Raw genomic sequence first — 19629 nt, 5'->3', positions numbered from 1 at the left:
TCCACATAACTTTAAAATAAAAAAGAGCGCCTCCGAAGAGTCGCTCTCATACTAAAATCACGAAATTAAAACTTATATGTATATGTTGTTGCGATTCGATGCTCTTGTAGATCTACAAAGTTTGGTACATTGTGATAGTTCACATCAATATACATGTATTGGAAACTAAGACCTTTTAAAGCACCCTGAGAAACGGTGTAATTTAAAATGAAATTGTTTTCATCTTCTTTACCACGCACTTTCCCTGCACCATTATCAATATTCCAACCATCATAATGACGAACAGTCGCAGTTAAACCCTGAAGTCCTACATTCTTAAAGTCGTAGGTATAACCTAAACTCCATGATTTTTCATCTTTACGAACAAAACTTGCAACAGACCAGTTCGCTAAATAAGGCTGTGGTACCCAACCCGCTAATGTTGGGAAAAATGCTGCATTATTACCATGATCTCCAAACATTTGTTGATAACCAACATCAACCGTATGAACATCGTAGGTCCAAGCACCTTTTAAAGACAAAGCTTGGTTGTCGATTTCACCATACAACGCATCGCCTGATTCACGATTATCAAAATAACGAACATGCGTAGCAAACTTATTTTTGTCGTCTAATTTTTTGTTATAAGCCACACCAAAATAATTTTGACGATAGATATTCGTCACATCACCATAAAAATAACTGAGTGATAATTCTTTATTAAGTTGATAGTCGATACCAGCAACATACATACCATCGCTGTCGCCTGATTTAATCTGACCCTTTTCAGTACCTAATTCATTTGGCCAAAGCTTGAAATCATGTACCTGATTTTCATAGCGTGCATTAATACCATCTAAATAACCTAAAGTCAGTTTGGTATTTTTAAGATCTTTAGATTCCAACCACACACCTTCATAAGTCGTAAGTAACTGACGAGATGGGTCAAAATACACAACTGGTGTTGCAGGTAAAATTTCGCCTACACGTAATTCTGTTTCACTAATTTTAGCTTTTAAAGTGACACCTACTTTTCCAAAATCACGCGCTTGTTCTTTTGTATTGTAGTTATAAGGCATGATGAAATCATTATCGTGTCGGTCATGACTTAAACGCACTGCATATTGTGCAAGTAAATCTACACCTACTTTTACAGGACCAATATCCATATAACCCGATTTGGCATCTAAAGTAATACCTTGTGACCAACTACCAAAATCTTGTACTTTTGTTCGATCAGGCTGATCGTACTGACGATCCAAATAAAAGTTTCTAAGCTTTAATTGAACATTACTATCATCAACAAAATTTGCATTTGTTGTCGTTGTACCGAATGCAGCAGTTGCTACACACATTGCTATCCATAGTGATTGGAGACGCATGACTAATTCCTATAATCATCAAACTTCGCTATGGCGCCATCATGCTGAACTATGGTTGAACATTAAATCAGACCACAGTAGTAAGATTTTAATTTTTAAAAACTAACAATTGAGTTTTCAATTCATTTATATTTTTTTTAATTTGTTTTAAATCTAACTGAAATTCACCATTTTTTTCGTATTTGTAATGGAACACGGTGTTATTCAGTTTGTTTTATACCGTATTTTAAATTTTCTACAAAAAACTACTTTTCACTTATTCATATTAAGTTTTAATCAGACAATAAGACATTGTTTATATAAATATTATTTATAAATATTTACTATTGATTCATAGCTAATAACTTTATAAAAGTAAAACAATAACCATAAAAAAGCACCCTTATGGGTGCTTTTTCCGTGCTTAAAATAAATTAAGCATTTGCTACTTTTGCTTTAGACATAGTTAATGCCAAATCTTCGATCATGTCTTCTTGACCACCAACCGTACCACGGCGACCAAGTTCCATTAAGATTTCACGTGCAGATACGCCATATTTCGCTTCAGCACGTTTAGCAAATAACAAGAATGATGAATAAACACCTGCATAACCTAATGTCGCAGCATCACGGTCAGCACGAATTGGGTTTAACATCATTGGAATCACTAAGTCTTCCGCAACATCTTGCACTTTGAACAAATCAACGCCAGTGTCCATACCCATACGGTTTGCAACAGCAATGAATAATTCAAGCGGAGTATTACCCGCACCTGCACCAAGACCCGCAGATGCTAAGTCAACACGAATTGCACCAGCTTCAACAGCAGCTACAGTGTTCGCAACACCCATACCTAAGTTGTGGTGACCGTGGAAACCAAGCTCAATACTTGAGTCTAAGTGCTGACGTAAATGACCAACACGATCAAGTACATCTTGCGGCAACATATAACCTGCAGAATCTGTTACATAGATACAGTTTGCACCGTAAGACACCATCTTTTTCGCTTCTTCAAGCAATTTTTCAGGAGATGCCATATGAGCTAACATTAAGAAGCCCACTGTATCCATTTCTAACTTACGTGCAGCAGTGATGTGCTGTTCTGAGCAATCTGCTTCTGTACAGTGTGTTGCAACACGAATAGTAGAAACACCAATTTCATGCGCCATTTTTAAATGATCGACCGTACCGATCCCAGGTAGAAGTAATGCAGAAATTTTTGCATTTTTCATACGTGACACAACAGCTGTCAAATATTCTTCGTCAGTTGCAGCAGCAAAACCGTAGTTTACAGATGAACCACCAAGGCCGTCACCGTGAGTTACTTCAATTAAAGGTACACCTGCATCATCAAGTGCTGTTGAAATTGCAATCATTTGCTCAACAGTGGTTTGATGGCGCTGTGGATGCATACCATCACGTAAAGTCATATCATGAACAATAATCTTAGACATGTGGTTGCTCCTTAAGCTTCTTTATTGAAAACGTGTTCTGCAAACATTTCTGCAGTACGTGCAGCTGCTGCTGTCATGATATCTAGGTTACCTGCATATTTCGGCAAGAAATCACCTAAACCTTCAACTTCTAAGTAAATCGATACACGGTTGCCATCAAAAACTGGTCCATTCACAAGTTTGTAACCTGGTACATATTTTTGAACTTCTTTAATCATCGCATGTACAGATTCTGTGATCGCCGCTTGGTCAGGCTCACCCTCAACTAAACAATGTACTGTGTCACGCATCATTAATGGTGGCTCAGCAGGGTTGATAATGATGATCGCTTTACCTTGTTTCGCACCGCCAACTTTCTCAATTGCGCCCGCAGTTGTACGTGTAAATTCATCAATGTTTTTACGTGTACCTGGACCAACTGATTTAGTCGATACAGTTGCAATGATTTCGCCGTATTCAACTGGTTGAACACGAGATACAGCAGCAACCATAGGAATCGTTGCTTGACCGCCACATGTCACCATGTTTACGTTTGGAACTTCACCAGCAGTAAGCAATGCTTCAAGGTTTACAGGTGGTACGCAGAACGGACCAATTGCAGCAGGTGTTAAGTCAATCATAAGCACGCCAAGTTCATTTAACTTACGGCTGTTTTCAGCATGTACGTATGCAGAAGTTGCATCAAATGCAATTTTGATATCATCTGCAAGAACATGAGGAAGAAGACCATCAACGCCTTCAGCAGTGGTTTTTAAACCCATTTTCGCAGCACGAGCCAAACCTTCAGAAGTAGGATCAATACCTACCATCCACACAGGCTCTAACCATTCGCTACGCTGTAATTTATAAAGCAAATCTGTACCGATATTACCCGGACCGATCATTGCACATTTAATTTTTTTCATGAATGTACTCTCTTAAATTCCGATTTATCTAACAATCTTATTCAGCAGCGAATGCAGCAGTAACCGAACCAAAACCTTCAATCTCAACCACAAACTCATCACCTGGTTGTGCAACAACCATTGGACCAAGCGCACCTGTCAAAATAATGTCACCCGCCAACAATGGACGACCACGACGAACCATTTCATCTGCCAACCAAACAGCTGCATTTAAAGGGTTAGATAAACAAGCTTTACCGACACCTTGAGAAACGACTTCATCACCACGTTTCATGGTCATTTTGCAGTTTGCAAGATCTAAGTTTTCAAGCTTTACAGGGCGTGAACCCAATACATAAGCAGCTGAAGATGCATTATCGGCAACGGTATCAATTAAACTGATTTTCCAGTTTTCGATACGGCTATCTACAACTTCAACAGCAGGAAGTGCATACTCAGTTGCGCTGATAATATCTGCGTAAGTATGTTTTTCTTGAGTCAAATCTTTATTAATAATTAATGCGATTTCTGCTTCTACTTTTGGCTGAATCAATAAACCAGCAGGAATTGCCTCGCCATCGCCATATGCCATGTCTGCAAACAACATACCAAAGTCAGGAGAATCAACACCCAATTGCTTTTGTACAGCAACTGAAGTTAAGCCAATTTTACGACCAGTTAAACGACGACCTTCGTTAAGCGCACGTACAGTATTTGCTTCTTGAACTGCATACGCGATATCTACATCGGCACCTTCACCACCAAGTTGCGGGCGGATTGGAGCAATCGCAGTTTTTGATAATTCAGCATCACGTAATGCTTGCGCAACCGATTCAACAACAGCAGAATTCGACATCAATGTTTCCTTAAACTGCAAATTTTTGAGGATGAATAACGTTGTTAAATTTTGAGGTTCAACCGTTGGCAAACAGCAATTTATTAAAAAAATTACTGTTAAAAGCTCTCAGTTAAAACCGCCTTAACAAACGCATATATCTATGAATAGCTCTAGAATCGGGATTTTATGGATAGATTACCAATACTTATTTTATTTTTAGCAATATTCAAAACCTATAATAAAATTTAAATTTATACATTTAAAAACAGCTATTTATTTAACTCGTTTTACTATTGTTATTCTTTTTTACCACGCTTTATACATACGTTTTTTTTAAGTTAATTTTATTCTACGACTAAAATACTAGACAAAAATAATGCCCAGTTAAAACTGAGCATACCTATTTCAACTTTAGATCAGCCTTAGGCTTTTACTTGTGTTAACAAAAATTGATGAAGTTCTGAGACATTTTGAGCAAGGTATAACGGAGAATATTGATTTAAGACATCAGGTGTATGCACACCATAAGTTACACCCACACGAGGCATTTCAATATTACGCGCCATCTCTAAATCGTAAGATGTATCCCCCACCATAATTGCATGTTCAGCTGAAATATTCGTTTCCCGCAAAATCTCTGCAAGCATCAGTGGATCAGGTTTGGACTTTGTTTCAGATGCCGCACGTGTTGCACTAAAAATTTCTAAACTTTGCGTTTGCCCAAGTACACGATCTAAACCACGACGGCTTTTCCCTGTTGCAACTGCAAGTTCAACACCTTGCACTTTTAAATCATGCAACATTTCAGACACGCCATCAAACCACTCATCACTTTTTGAATGTGCCACATAATGGTCTGCATAACTTTGCAAAATATCTTTATGGAGTTCAGGTACTTGAGGAAATAACACTTGTGCAACTTCAGGTAAACCCAAACCAATAATACTTTTTGCATCATCATCCGTTAAAGGTTGCTGAAACTGCTCAGCTGCATATTTTAAACTTGCAACAATTTGCCCAACCGAATCAAATAAAGTGCCATCCCAATCAAAAATAATAAGTTTTACCGCAGATTTCATAAAATTTCCTATATTTGATTCAAAGAAAGAAGCGTTATCACCTCTCTTGCATAGCAGTGCTACTCATCTCCTATTAAGGAGAGAGAAAACATTAATGCCTAACCTTTTAATCAATCAAAATAATAAATATATAACTTAAGTATGTGACGGAATATTTTAGATGACATCCTCTCTCCTGAACGAGTTTAAAACACTGTTTTAAACAACGTACAAGAAAAGAGACTTATATAGCAGTGCTACTAAGGGAGAGGATTCTTTATAAGAATCACTCATCATCCTTCACAGACGTAGTAACCTTATCTGCTTTTTGTGCGCGTAATTGAGCCACCACACTCTGCATATCTTCAGGCAAAGGTGCTTCAATCGTTGGATAACCTGGAATCTCTAAACGCATAGCATGCAAACATAAACGACGCGGCTTAGGACCTTTATATTCAGTCTCATGACCATATTTATCATCACCGATTAATGGGTGACCTATACTTAAACCATGGACACGAATTTGATGCGTACGACCTGAAAGTGGCGATGCATAAACTAAAGTTGCATGCATAAAACGTTCTGCGACATTCCATTGCGTCTTAGATTCTTTACCCTCTTTAGACACACGTACACGACGCTCACCATTTGACAACTCATAACGATGCAAAGGCGCATCGATCAGCTGTTTATCTAATGCAACCTTGCCTTTTACGACAGCTGCATAAGTCTTTTGGATTTTGTGTTCACGAAGCATATCTTGCAAAGATTTTAAGGTGCTGCGTTTTTTAGAAATCATCACTAGACCCGACGTATCACGGTCAATACGGTGAATCAATTCAAGATATTTTTTACCTGTTGCAGCACGTAATGCTTCGATTAAACCGTAAGCAACGCCACTACCACCATGAACTGCGATTCCTGATGGTTTATTCACCACCATTAAACCTTCATCTTCATATACCACACGGTTCAATAAACCTTGTGCAACTTTATCTGATACAGGTGCAGCAGATTCATCTTTTTGTTCATAACGTATTGGTGCAACACGAATTTGATCACCAATTGCGAGCTTAGTCTCTGCTTTTACACGCTTTTTATTTACGCGTACTTGACTCTCACGAATCAAACGATAAATACGACTTTTGGGCACGCCTTTTAATCGAGTAAATAAAAAATTATCGATGCGCTGACCCGCTTGATGTTCATCCACTTCAAACCAAGTGACATTTTGCCATTGTTGCGTAGAATTCATACAGTTACTGTGACCTAAAAAAATACTAAAATTGATTAAAAACTGATCATTCGAGCTATACTTTTCACAAGAAACATAAGCTTAGCCCATAGGCAGATGATACAAGGTTTGGTATAGTCAGCGTACGGAAACCACCGTTTGTGAGTTTGGTCTAATTTTTTCAGATTCATCTGAACTTAATTATTCACTTTAATACTCACATAATACGGAAAGGTCCCAAAAGAATTATGCCGACGCCGAAGGCTTATTATATCGGCAAAAACACAAACTGTTGCGTTTAATTGTACCTCAGGTACATAAATCAGTTTGTCTTAAAAAATATGTCGCCAACATAAGTTGGTTTTTAAACGTAAACTGATACACATCAGATGAGTCGCTCCCCTGATGCTAAATTCAGGCTACAGCGTTGATGTATTGGATCTGCACAGTTTGCAAAGGTACGATGATAATTCCGTACCAAGACACCTTGAACAAAGGAATGCGCTTCGAGCAATGTGACAGTGAAAGTTACAGACATCCAATACACCGCTAGTCCGCCAGTGAATTGCACAGGTGACTTTAATCGTTTACAGATTGAAGCCGTATTGTCATCATCAGTGCGTAAATCATAAACCGAAGCCCACCTAACAAAGGCCGGTAAAAAAGAGCTCAAATCACAATGTGTTTATTTGAGATTTGAGCAGTTGATTCGTAGTTTTTGATGTTCGCTGCGTGACCTAGCGATGCTTTGCTGTGTATCACTATAAGGTGTTACACCCATGAAACGTATGTTGATTAATGCAACACATGCCGAAGAAATTCGCGTTGCACTTGTCACTGGACAACGTCTTTACGATTTCGATTTAGAAAATCGTACCCGTGAACAAAAAAAATCAAATATCTATAAAGGTCACGTAACTCGCGTTGAACCTTCTTTAGAAGCTGTATTTGTAGAATATGGCGCAGGCCGTCAAGGCTTCTTGTCTATGCGAGAAATCGCAAACTCATATTACAAAGCAGACCCTCGCCAAACTTCTAATATTCGTGAACTTATCACGGAAGGTACTGAACTTTTAGTTCAAGTCGAAAAAGAAGAACGTGGTAATAAAGGTGCTGCTCTTTCTACATTTATCTCACTTGCTGGTCGTTATTTGGTACTTATGCCAAACAATCCAAAAGGTGGCGGTATTAGTCGTCAAATTTCTGGTTCAGTTCGTGAAGAACTCAAAGAAATGTTAGCGTCACTCAATACTCCACGTGGTATGAGCGTGATTGTTCGTACAGCGGGTATTGGTCGCTCTAAAGAAGAATTACAACTTGACCTTCAACATTTGTTAGATCTTTGGGCTCAAATCCAAACTACTGCAAATTCAGGTCCATCTCCAATGTTGGTTCACCAAGAAGCAGGCGTTGTGACTCGTGCTATTCGTGACTACTTACGTGATGATGTTGCTGAAATTCTAATTGATTCTGAGCAAGCGTATAACGAAGCGTATAACTTCGTGAAAGCTGTAATGCCACGCCAATTAGACAAGCTAAAAACATATACATTAAATGAGCCTTTATTTGCTCATTTTGGTATCGAGAGCCAAATTCAAACTGCTTATGAACGTGAAGTAAAACTTCCTTCAGGCGGTTCTATCGTAATCGATCAAACTGAAGCTTTAGTATCTATCGATATTAACTCTGCAAAATCGACTCGTGGTCACGATGTTGAAGAAACAGCACTAAATACAAACTTAGAAGCTGCTGAAGAAATTGCACGTCAATTACGCTTACGTGATATTGGCGGTTTAGTTGTGATCGATTTCATCGACATGACGAAAGACCGCAACCAACGTATGGTTGAAGCAAAACTTCGTGAAGCAACTCAAAGCGACCGTGCTCGTATTCAATTCGGTCAATTATCTCGCTTTGGTTTGATGGAAATGAGCCGTCAACGCTTACGTCCATCGTTAGAAGAAGCAACAGGTTATGTATGCCCTCGCTGTCATGGTACAGGCATGGTTCGTGACCTTCGTTCTCTTTCGCTTTCTATTATGCGTAAAGTAGAAGAAATTGCTCTTCGTGAACGCCAAGGCGAAGTTCAAGTTCAAGTTCCTGTTGAAATTGCAGCATTCATGCTCAATGAAAAACGTCACAGCCTTGTTTACTTAGAACAAACTTCAAATGTACGTGTGACTGTATTACCTCACCCGCATTTAGAAACGCCACACTATGAAATTTCATTTAACCCTGAAGGCTTTGCGCCAACAAGCTACGAACGCACTGAAGCGACTCGTAACAGCGAAAAAGAATTGGGTTATGAGTCTTCTGAGTGGCATTTAGAAGAAGAGCAACACGCTCACGCTGCAGCACCTGCTCCTGCACAGCAAAATGGTCATAAAAACCAAAACAACAAACGTCGTCCGCAGCATGCGAACCAACAACAAGCTCAACAACAGCAAGTAAAAGTCGCTCCTGCTCAAGCATCGGCTAGCCCTTGTGCTTGGTTAGAGAACTTGTTTGTTCAAAAGCAAGCAGCAACTATTGATCAATCTCGCACAGCAAACAATGCTGCATCCGCAATTGAGCAAATGGTAAATGGTGGTGCTGTAAGTCGTGGTCAATTTGGTCAAGTAAATAGCCAAGTTCCAGCTCAGCAACAACGCACCCCTGCTGTACAAGCAAATAATGCTTATTTAGCACCTTCAAGTGTTGCGAATAAGTCTGAACAGCGCGATCTAATGGATAAACCTTTAGAGCGTGAAGAGAAGACTCAACGTCCAAACAACAAGAAGCCACGCAACAACAAGCACAAAGAAGTACGTGAACAAACACAACAAGATAATGTACAACACCATGTACATGAAGAAGTTGTACAAGTTTCACGTCAAGAGCAACGCCAAGAAGCACGTGAAAACAAACGTAATTCTCGTCGTCAACACAGCAATAACGATCAACAACAGCATCAAGATGTTCTAAGCAATGAACAACAAAATGCTGTACCACGTCGTGACCGCAATAATCAGCAACGTCCAAACCGCCCAAATCGTCATCGCGATCCAAGCGTATTGAATGAGCAGACTGTTGCGCCTGCTGCTCCTGTTGTAGAAGCTGTAATCGATCAAAATCAAGTTAAAGTTGAAATGATTGATACACCTCAACAAGAAGTTATGCCAACTGCTTTAGTTGTAAACATTGATCAAGCGCAAAGTGAAATTATTGCGATAGGTCAAGCTCAAGCAACTCCTGCACCTGTAGACACTGCTATTGTTGAAGAAACAAAACAAGTGCCTGCACAAAAAGAAGTTGCTGAGAAGAAACCTCATGCACACAAAAAAGCTGATCATGCGAACAAACAAGCGCAACAACCAGCAAAACGTGCAAGCAATGACCCACGTCAGAACCGTCGTCAACGCAATGAGCAAGCCCAAGTTCCTGAGTTAAAACCAACTCAAGTTCCTACACTTTCTCTTTACACTGTGGATTCATTAATCCGCCATGTATACGGCAATGACTGCTCTGTCTTAATTGAACAATTTGGTTTAATTCCAACGTTCAATCGTGCTTTGGCAAAATTCACAAGTGAATATGCTGCAAGCTTAGCTTCTCAAAATACAGCGCCTGCTGCCGAGAAAAAGCCTGTAACACGTGATGTAGTTGTTACAAAAGCAACACCTGAAGCAGAACCTGCTCCAGTGCTTGACTTAACACCACCAAAGCCTGTTTCGGATAATCGTGTTGCAAATGATCCGCGTGAGCGTCGTCGTTTAGCAAAACTTGCTGCCGAACAAGCACATGAGCAAGCAAAACAAGCTCATATTGAAGCAGACAAAGCTCAACAAGCTGAAGTAACTCCTGCAGTTGATGTTGTTGCAACACCTGTGGCAGAAGAAACTACAGCTCAAGCAGTAGAATCAGTTGAAGCGACTGTAGCAACCCCAACAGAAGCAACTGTAGAACCAGTTACCGAAGTTGAAACTGCAGTAAGTGAAGTTGCTCAAACAACTGAAGTTGCGGAAGAACAATCTGCTGAAGATGCCGCAACACCAACCAAAGACAAACCAGCAAGACCGCGTCGTCCTCGTGGTCGTCCACCGAAAAAAGTAGACACCGCAACAGAGTCTTAATTTGCTTTTTTGCAGGTGATAAAAAACTCCAGTCATTCCGATGACTGGATTTTTTTTTGAAAGTTTTTGTCAATTTAGGTTGATTGCACTAGTTAGAAGCGATTAAAAGACAAGTGTATCAACTCATTGAAATAAACCGTAAATAAATAAACACGATACTGATTTACGAAAATAATAGGATTCTTATGAGCCATAATCCAAAAAGCGACCTCATTGGTTTTGCAGAAGTTGCTGCCAAAATCCCTAAATTCATGAGTAAGCTACCTCATTTAATGACCGGTCTTAAGCAAGCTTATTTACGTACATCAAACTCTCCCACAGGCTTAGGTATTGCATTTGAAAATGCGGTTAAACGAAATCCTCATGGTTGTGCTTTAAAGTATCAAGACCAAGCCTTTTCATACAAAGAACTCAATGATTGGGCAAATCAGATTGGACATTTCTATCTTTCTATAGGTGCAAATAAAGGCGATGTTATTGCGTTAATGATGGAAAATCGCCCAGAAATGTTGGCAACTGTTTTAGGTTTAGCAAAAATTGGCGTCACAATTGCGCTTGTAAACACCTCTCAAACTGGCAAAGTGCTTGCACATAGCATTAATCTTGTGAAGCCTATTGCGGTTATTACTGGTGAAGAATGCTGTGCTTCCGTAGATGAAATTCGCAATGACTTAAATATCTCTGAAGATCACTTTCATTGGTTTGCAGATCAAGAAACATTAAAAAATGCAGGTGAAGCACCAACAGGTTTTATCAACCTTGCAAGTACAATTGTAAATTTTCCAACCTTCAACACACCAACAACACGTACAGTTCAAGGTAAAAACGGATTATTTTATATTTATACCTCGGGCACCACCGGCTTACCTAAAGCGGTTATTTTTAGCAACAGTCGTTGGACATTAGCTTATGGTACATACGGTCATGTTATAGACCTTAAACAAGATGATGTTATGTATTGCACCCTACCCCTTTATCACGCAACAGGCATTGTTGTATGCTGGTGTGGCGTTATTGCAGGTAGTGCGACTCTTGCAATTAGACGCAAATACTCAACCTCATCTTTTTGGAAAGATGTGCAAAAATTTGATGCTTCAGCCATTGGATACGTGGGTGAACTTTGCCGCTACCTTATGGATGCACCCGAATCAGAACTCGAAAAAGGTCATCGTGTTAAAAAGATGATTGGTAACGGAATGCGTCCTAATATTTGGGATAAATTCAAATCCCGTTTTGGAATTGAAGAAGTTTTAGAACTTTACGCATCCAGCGAAGGTAATGTCGGTTTTAGTAATGTTTTCAACTTTGACAACACCGTAGGATTTTCCCCAACACCGTATGCAGTTATTCAATACAACAAAGAGAAAAATGAACCTGTTCGTGACAAAAATGGCTGGTGTATTCGTGTTAAAAAAGGTGAAGTTGGCTTATTGATTGGAAAAATCACACGTCGCTCACCTTTCGATGGCTATACAGATCCTGAAAAAAATAAGGCTGTTGTCATGACCAACGTATTGAAAAAAGGCGATGCTTATTTCAATACAGGCGATTTAGTTCGTGATATTGGCTTTAGACATGCTCAATTTGTAGATCGCTTAGGTGATACATTCCGCTGGAAAGGCGAAAATGTATCAACAACACAAGTTGAAAATATTGTTTCTGAATACGAAAAAATTACAGAAGCAGTCGTATATGGTGTAGAAATCCCAAATACCAATGGTCGTGCGGGTATGGCTGCCATTACCTTACAAGATGATATACAGCTTAATTCTCAAGATTTATGTGATATGTACGCTGAATTTAAAAAATCTTTACCTGCTTATGCCATTCCTATATTTCTACGCATTCAACATGCTGTCGAAACAACAGGAACATTTAAGTATCAAAAGAGTAAATTAAAAGCACAAGCCTTCAATATTCATGAAACTGATGAGAAAATTTTAGTACTTTTACCAGGATGTGATGCCTATTGCGAACTTACACCTGAAATTTACAACAACATTGAAAGCTATAAATATCGCTTTTAATGGCAAAAGTTGTCTGTTTTTTGATTACATGATGTATTTTTGTTTTATTTATAATCAATCACAGACAACTTTCTAATTTTTTACTTGCGCTCGTTTCATATCTTGCTACAATACGCTCCATCAAATGATATGGGTCGTTAGCTCAGTTGGTAGAGCAGTAGACTTTTAATCTATTGGTCCCGCGTTCGAGTCGCGGACGACCCACCATTTCATTTGACACTCCTTGATGGGTCGTTAGCTCAGTTGGTAGAGCAGTAGACTTTTAATCTATTGGTCCCGCGTTCGAGTCGCGGACGACCCACCATCATTCTAAAACGTCTGTTTTAGAAACCATCAAATTTTATTTGATACCAAACCTTAGAATGGGTCGTTAGCTCAGTTGGTAGAGCAGTAGACTTTTAATCTATTGGTCCCGCGTTCGAGTCGCGGACGACCCACCATTCTTTCTTAGGGCTTCTTTCTTCCAGCTTGCGAAGATAACGAAACCTGCATATTCCGACCAAGACAATAAACCATTCGGTTTTACTTGCCATTTCTCGAAATTTTGCTTATCGATATTGCAAACTAAGTGCTTAACACACTTTTTAAAATCTTAGATTTTAATTTGCATTCGAGTGAAATACTTTTTTCACTAATCCTTACTTAGGGTTGTTAGCTCAGTCGGTAGAGCAGTAGACTCTTAATCTATTGGTCGTGGGTTCGAACCCCACACAACCCACCAACTTTTTTATTTAAATTAATTACTTAAAAATATTTTTAGACTAAAAGTTACTTTTCTGATTTTAATACGTAAGCTTCATGCGGAAATGCATTCCCCTCTTGGAAAAATTTACGATTCACATCACTTCCATTCGCAATTTTATTTAGATTCATCGTTAAGTTTTTATTTTTATCAATATCGTAAAAAAATTCGACACCATTACTTCGTTGTAAAATAATTTGATGATTTATTTCATCATATTTCCAGTGATCTTGACGGTATTGTTGTGCTGTTGCAAAAGTAATTGTCCCCGAATGAATAATTGTTCTATGTGCGGTTCCATCTGCCAATAAATTCATAACGAAATCTGCAGTACCATCTTTGCAAAAAACAATAGGATCCTGACAACTCACAACAACATGATACCGCCCCACGTAAGGTAGTGCATTATCAGTTACCACTTGACCAATACTCTCTTCACTTCCCACTGGAATAGCAGCTTGTCCTGCAACATCGGTCAGCTTTCTACCTGTTACAGGCTCATAATCATCTTTACTTGCCCCTTGAAACGTTTCCTTCGTATTATTCACCATACTCTCTGAATGATCTTGATCACATGCGGTAATTCCCACTATCAAAAAAGGAACCATGCAAATTTGATATATCGTATGCCTCAACATTCATTCATCCTTTTATATAATACTGAGCCAGAATTCATTCATAAAATAAACCACAAATCACTTAATAATGAAATATTTATAATCAAATTATTAAAGGTTAATTGCATTCTAAGATGATATAAAAAACACAGATAGATACAGTTACACATTTTTACGATTTTATGTATTTCATAACTTTAAATCTAACAAAACATCTCCATATTTATTATACAGCCTACTGATTTATTTGATTTTAAGGAGAACTCAATGACCAATGTTGGTTTATATCGCTCAAATCGCTCAAGCATGATTGCAGGTGTAATGGGGGGTATTGCTGAACGTTTTGGTTGGAATGCAAACTTGCTTCGTATTATTTTTATTGTGGTTTCTTTAATGAGCGCAGCATTTCCCGGTATTTTGGTCTATCTCATTCTTTGGTTTGTAATGCCTAAAAAGCAAGTTGAATTACAGCACTCACCTACTCATGAATCGCCAATGCGTACAGTAGGTAACGACCAACCCTAATCTTTTGACCTCATGGTCGCTACGGTATTTTCCCCAAGATATCGTAGTTTTTTTTATAATTTTATAAAATATCTAAATAACTTAAGTAAAATAATCTATTTATTGATGATCGATATTTTACTATATCAACCACACACCAAGCACAATAAAAATCTCCTTTAAGTTAAATAACTTACATTCAAATATAATACTTCAACTTTAGTTAATAAAAGCAATATTACGCTCGTATTACCTTCAATGTTTAGCCTTTTGTTCCATTTTTTGCATATTGAAATAATCTATCCCTATCTTCCCTGTCATTATCCATCTCAACTTTGTAGTAGGTATCTCTACTAATACCCTTCTGTTCACAACTTGCCATTCTTTCTTCAAATAATGGAAACATTCCAGAGCCATACTTATTGCCAGAGCATGACGTTATATCCATAAAAATTATAAAAATGTGCTCCGCTCTGCTATTCAGTTTTATTATTTAATGCATGAATCACCATCTTAAAACTTAAAAAATATGCTGTTCCCACCACAACGTGAATTTTTAAATAAGCACTTTATGCCAATTCAACTTTTTACGATTTAAAGATATCGATTAAACCTTCACCATTTCATTCATAACCTTTGCCACACCTCCTTAAAATCCTTATAATTGAGGGTAATTTTTCTCTAATTTTAAGTGGATGACCATGAGTCGCGCCATATCGCATATTGATACCTTCCAAGGCTTAATTCTTGCCTTACAAAACTACTGGGCTGAACAAGGCTGTGTAATTTTACAACCTTACGATATGGAAATGGGCGCAGGCACATTCCACACAGCTACATTCTTACGTGCTTTAGGCCCTGAAACTTGGAATGCTGCTTATGTTCAGCCTTCTCGTCGCCCTAAAGATGGTCGTTATGGTGAAAACCCAAACCGTCTACAGCACTACTACCAATTCCAAGTTGTGCTTAAACCAAACCCAGACAACATCCAACAGCTTTATTTAAATTCTTTAAAAGCGATTGGTATTGATACGCTTGTACACGACATCCGTTTTGTAGAAGACAACTGGGAATCTCCAACACTAGGTGCTTGGGGCTTAGGCTGGGAAGTTTGGTTAAATGGTATGGAAGTGACTCAGTTTACTTACTTCCAACAAGTCGGTGGTGTTGAATGCTACCCTGTAACTGGTGAAATCACTTACGGTCTTGAGCGTTTAGCCATGTACCTTCAAGGTGTAGATTCAGTTTACGACTTGGTTTGGACTAAAGGTCAATTTGGTACAGTTACTTACGGCGATGTATTCCATCAAAATGAAGTTGAGCAATCGACTTATAACTTCGAATACGCAAACGTAGAAAAAATGTTTGAATTGTTCGACTTCTATGAAGCTGAAGCAACTCGCTTAATGGAAGCGGAACTTCCACTTCCTGCATACGAACAAGTAATCAAAGCATCTCATAGCTTTAACTTGCTTGATGCTCGTGGTGCAATTTCGGTGACTGAACGTCAGCGTTATATTTTACGTGTACGTACATTAGCTCGTGCTATTGCACAAAGTTATGTTGCTGCTCGTGCGAAACTTGGTTTCCCAATGGCAGAACCTGAACTTCGTGATGAAGTACTTGCACAGTTAAAGGCACAAGTTGAAGCGGAAGCAAAAGTTGAATCTAAGGAGAGCAAATAATGTCTAAACATACAGTATTGTTCGAATTAGGCTGTGAAGAACTTCCACCAAAAAGCTTAAAAAAATTACGTGATGCATTACAAGCTGAAACTGTAAAAGGCTTAAAAGATGCAGGTCTTGCATTCGATTCTATCGAAGCTTATGCAGCACCACGTCGTCTTGCACTTAAAATTGTAAATGTAGATGCTGCTCAAGCAGACACACAAAAACGTTTTGACGGTCCTGCAAAACAAGCAGCCTTTGATGCTGAAGGCAACCCAACTAAAGCTTTAGAAGGCTTTATGCGTGGTCAAGGCATTACTGTAGATCAAGTAACAACATTCCAAGCAGGTAAAGTTGAAAAAGTTTGCTACTTAAAAGATGTGAAAGGTCAAAGCCTTGATGTTTTACTTCCGCAAATTTTACAAGCTGCTTTAGATAACCTTCCAATTGCAAAACGTATGCGTTCTGCGGCTAGCCGTACTGAATTTGTACGTCCTGTAAAATGGGTTGTGTTGTTAAAAGATAACGATGTAATTGATGCAACAATTCAAGATCACAAAGCGGGTAACGTGACTTATGGTCACCGTTTCCATGCGCCTGAAGCAATCACACTTGCAAATGCAGATGCTTACTTAGATGCTCTTCGTACAGCTTACGTTGTGGCTTCTTTTGAAGAACGTCAAGCAATCATTGATGGTCAAGTAAAAGCATTGGCTGATGAAGTAAATGCAATTGCGATTGTGCCTGCGGATCTTCGTGACGAAGTGACTGCATTGGTTGAATGGCCTGTTGCGCTTCGTGCAAGCTTTGAAGAACGCTTCCTAGCAGTTCCTCAAGAAGCATTGATTACAACTATGCAAGACAACCAAAAGTACTTCTGTTTGGTAAACAGCGATAATAAACTTCAGCCGTACTTCATTACTGTGTCAAACATTGAGTCGAAAGATCCTGCTCAAATTATTGAAGGTAATGAGAAAGTTGTTCGTCCACGTTTGTCGGATGCTGAATTCTTCTTTTTACAAGACCAAAAGCAACCGCTTGCTTCTCGTAAAGAGAAACTTGCAAATATGGTTTTCCAAGCAGAATTGGGTACGCTTTGGAATAAATCTGAACGTATTGCAAAGTTGGCTGTAGCGTTATCGCCTATTACTGGTGCTAACCCTGCCGATGCTGAAAAAGCTGCGCTTCTTGCTAAATGTGACCTAACATCTGAACTTGTGGGTGAATTCCCTGAACTTCAAGGTATTGCGGGTACTTACTACGCACGTATTGAAGGCGAAAATGATGAAGTTGCAGAAGCTTTAGGCGAGCAATATTTACCTAAATTTGCGGGTGATGTTTTACCTCAAACTAAAACAGGTACAACCATTGCCCTTGCTGACCGTTTAGATACGCTCACAGGTATTTTTGGTATTGGTCAAGCGCCTACAGGTTCTAAAGACCCGTTTGCGCTTCGTCGTTCTGCCATTGGTATTTTGCGTTTAGTGACTGAAAACAACCTTGATGTGTCTATTGAAGACTTAATCAAGCTTGCTTTAGCTGCTTATGGCGATGTATTGAAAGATCACGATAAGACTTTAAATGATGCTGTTGCATTCTTAGAAGGTCGTTACCGTGCGAAATACGAAGACCAAGGCGTTGCGGTTGATGTAATTCAAGCGGTTCAAGCGTTGTCTCCAAAATCACCACTTGATTTTGATAAGCGTGTAAATGCAGTAAATCATTTCCGTGCGCTTCCTGAAGCTGCTGCGCTTGCTGCTGCTAACAAGCGTGTTGCAAACATTCTTGCAAAAGAAGCTGCACCTGCAGGTGAAGTTATTGAAGCAAACTTGGTTGAAGATGCTGAAAAAGCATTATTCGCTGAACTTGCGAAAATTACGCCTGTAGTTGAGCCGTTATTTGCTGCCAAAGACTACACTGCTGCGTTGTCTGCACTTGCTGCACTTCGTGCGCCTGTAGATGCGTTCTTTGACGGTGTAATGGTGATGGCTGATGATGCTGCGCTTAAATCAAACCGTTTGTTGATGCTTGCACAATTACGTGACTTGTTTACGAAAGTCGCTGATATTTCGGTGTTACAGCACTAAGTATTAATCATTAAAAAAACCCGCTTTCGAGCGGGTTTTTTTATATAGTTACAGACCGACTTCGATTAGAAGCCTTTATTTCCCTTCCTGCTTGTCTTGCTTCATCCTCACCTGAATCAGCTATCATTGATATAACATCTTCAATATCATTCGGATACATTGAAAACTCAATCGATATACAAGTACCTTTTAAACCGTTCACCATTTCGATTTCTTCCGTATTTCTCTTAATAATTCTTGTTTTATTGGAGCTAGATAAAGTCATCTTTCCATAGTTTTTCGCTAAATGCGAAAGTACATATAAACCAAACCCTGAGTTACCATGAATATTTAAATGCTCTTCTAAATTTAATGTTCTTGATAACCCAGCTTCTAAAGACTTAGCTAAAAAACTATCAGTATTTACATTAATTTCTGCATTAATTAATGATTGATAAATTCCAATACCTTCATCAATTACTGCAATTTGCGCTCTATTATTCTTCCACCTCTGACCACATACGTAGCAAACATCTACTTCTGAATGCTCTAATGCACTTCTAATTGCTTCACGTATAGAATACGCAATAGTTAAATATACTTGTTGCTTATTAGACAAGTTATACCCAACCAAGATTCTAGCTAAATGCGCTGCCTCTTCCTGAATTAAATCTTGTAGCGTTTTCCCTGTTTCAAAGCTCTGCTTCTGTAATTCTTTTTTTTCAATTTTTCTAATTGGTATATAACTATCGGTAGAGTTTGAACCACCAATTTTTTTCCCAAAATTCATACCTATAAAATCAAAAAAGCCTATATGTGATAAATATCCTATGACATTACTATTAGGCTCAATGCAAATAGCAGTATCCCCCTTTCTTCTCTGATCGAAATCTCTTAACAACACGGCTAAACATAAGATACTTTCTGGCTCACAAAAACCTAGTTGCGTTAAGTCAATTTCTAATTCCTTTTCATATAGATTGCTTTGAAGAAGATCATTAAAAGTATTTAACTTTGACAATGAAAGGTAATATGGTGGAATTTTGATAATTTTTTTCATAAGTTTATTAATTTAAATATTTATGG

14 protein-coding genes and 4 tRNA genes are annotated in these 19629 nt (G+C 38.6%); 9 read left to right on the top strand and 9 right to left on the bottom strand.

The annotated features are described in order from the left end of the window. Nucleotides 1–65 precede the first annotated feature (65 nt). From AC5YDH_RS00515 to AC5YDH_RS00490, 6 genes are all read right to left on the bottom strand, one after another. Nucleotides 66–1361, bottom strand: coding sequence for an OprD family outer membrane porin (locus AC5YDH_RS00515; protein WP_496116283.1), 1296 nt, complete (start codon nucleotides 1359–1361; stop codon nucleotides 66–68). Nucleotides 1362–1774: 413 nt separating this feature from the next. Next, complete coding sequence (dmpG, locus tag AC5YDH_RS00510) at nucleotides 1775–2794, bottom strand: 4-hydroxy-2-oxovalerate aldolase (protein ID WP_496116282.1); 1020 nt, start codon at nucleotides 2792–2794, stop codon at nucleotides 1775–1777. A gap of 11 nt (nucleotides 2795–2805) precedes the next feature. Further along, nucleotides 2806–3699, bottom strand: coding sequence for an acetaldehyde dehydrogenase (acetylating) (locus AC5YDH_RS00505; RefSeq protein ID WP_496116280.1), 894 nt, complete (start codon nucleotides 3697–3699; stop codon nucleotides 2806–2808). A 37-nt stretch (nucleotides 3700–3736) separates the two neighbouring features. Further along, nucleotides 3737–4534 (bottom strand): 2-keto-4-pentenoate hydratase, encoded by a 798-nt coding sequence (locus AC5YDH_RS00500; protein WP_496116279.1) that lies wholly within the window; start codon nucleotides 4532–4534, stop codon nucleotides 3737–3739. A gap of 404 nt (nucleotides 4535–4938) precedes the next feature. After that, nucleotides 4939–5595, bottom strand: a complete 657-nt coding sequence (locus AC5YDH_RS00495) for an HAD-IA family hydrolase (RefSeq protein ID WP_496116278.1) — start codon at nucleotides 5593–5595, stop codon at nucleotides 4939–4941. A 265-nt stretch (nucleotides 5596–5860) separates the two neighbouring features. Continuing rightward, the gene (locus AC5YDH_RS00490) at nucleotides 5861–6829 is read right to left on the bottom strand and encodes an RluA family pseudouridine synthase (protein ID WP_496116276.1); all 969 of its coding nucleotides are present in this window, start codon (nucleotides 6827–6829) and stop codon (nucleotides 5861–5863) included. A 758-nt stretch (nucleotides 6830–7587) separates the two neighbouring features. On the opposite strand from AC5YDH_RS00490, the gene AC5YDH_RS00485 reads away from it, so the two are divergent. From AC5YDH_RS00485 to AC5YDH_RS00460, 6 genes are all read left to right on the top strand, one after another. Further along, the gene (locus AC5YDH_RS00485) at nucleotides 7588–10920 is read left to right on the top strand and encodes an Rne/Rng family ribonuclease (RefSeq protein ID WP_496116275.1); all 3333 of its coding nucleotides are present in this window, start codon (nucleotides 7588–7590) and stop codon (nucleotides 10918–10920) included. Between the two features lie 185 nt (nucleotides 10921–11105). Continuing rightward, nucleotides 11106–12947 (top strand): long-chain-acyl-CoA synthetase, encoded by a 1842-nt coding sequence (locus tag AC5YDH_RS00480; RefSeq protein WP_496116274.1) that lies wholly within the window; start codon nucleotides 11106–11108, stop codon nucleotides 12945–12947. A gap of 131 nt (nucleotides 12948–13078) precedes the next feature. Continuing rightward, nucleotides 13079–13154, top strand: a tRNA-Lys gene (locus AC5YDH_RS00475). Nucleotides 13155–13175: 21 nt separating this feature from the next. Then, nucleotides 13176–13251, top strand: a tRNA-Lys gene (locus AC5YDH_RS00470). 60 nt (nucleotides 13252–13311) lie between these two features. Then, nucleotides 13312–13387 (top strand) — tRNA-Lys (locus tag AC5YDH_RS00465). A gap of 205 nt (nucleotides 13388–13592) precedes the next feature. Further along, nucleotides 13593–13668, top strand: a tRNA-Lys gene (locus AC5YDH_RS00460). 47 nt (nucleotides 13669–13715) lie between these two features. Here AC5YDH_RS00460 and AC5YDH_RS00455 read toward each other — a convergent pair. Next, entirely contained in the window at nucleotides 13716–14297 is a 582-nt protein-coding gene (locus AC5YDH_RS00455; RefSeq protein WP_496116273.1) for a hypothetical protein, read from the bottom strand. A 276-nt stretch (nucleotides 14298–14573) separates the two neighbouring features. On the opposite strand from AC5YDH_RS00455, the gene AC5YDH_RS00450 reads away from it, so the two are divergent. Further along, nucleotides 14574–14831, top strand: a complete 258-nt coding sequence (locus AC5YDH_RS00450) for a PspC domain-containing protein (RefSeq protein WP_496116271.1) — start codon at nucleotides 14574–14576, stop codon at nucleotides 14829–14831. 241 nt (nucleotides 14832–15072) lie between these two features. On the opposite strand, the gene AC5YDH_RS00445 is transcribed toward AC5YDH_RS00450, so the two are convergent. Continuing rightward, nucleotides 15073–15216 carry a hypothetical protein gene (locus AC5YDH_RS00445; RefSeq protein ID WP_496116270.1) on the bottom strand — a complete coding sequence of 48 codons (144 nt, stop codon included), beginning with the start codon at nucleotides 15214–15216 and terminating at the stop codon, nucleotides 15073–15075. A gap of 295 nt (nucleotides 15217–15511) precedes the next feature. On the opposite strand from AC5YDH_RS00445, the gene glyQ reads away from it, so the two are divergent. Beyond that, nucleotides 15512–16495, top strand: coding sequence for a glycine--tRNA ligase subunit alpha (glyQ, locus tag AC5YDH_RS00440; protein WP_496116269.1), 984 nt, complete (start codon nucleotides 15512–15514; stop codon nucleotides 16493–16495). Beyond that, entirely contained in the window at nucleotides 16495–18564 is a 2070-nt protein-coding gene (gene glyS / locus AC5YDH_RS00435; protein ID WP_496116268.1) for a glycine--tRNA ligase subunit beta, read from the top strand. The genes glyQ and glyS overlap by 1 nt, the downstream gene beginning before the upstream one ends. A 40-nt stretch (nucleotides 18565–18604) precedes the next feature. Here the strand turns inward: glyS and AC5YDH_RS00430 are convergent, their stop codons facing one another. Next, complete coding sequence (locus tag AC5YDH_RS00430; RefSeq protein ID WP_496116267.1) at nucleotides 18605–19603, bottom strand: hypothetical protein; 999 nt, start codon at nucleotides 19601–19603, stop codon at nucleotides 18605–18607. Nucleotides 19604–19629: the final 26 nt, after the last annotated feature.

Source organism: Acinetobacter sp. FY683, assembly GCF_059515885.1.
This window is presented reverse-complemented; position numbering and strand designations above follow the sequence as displayed.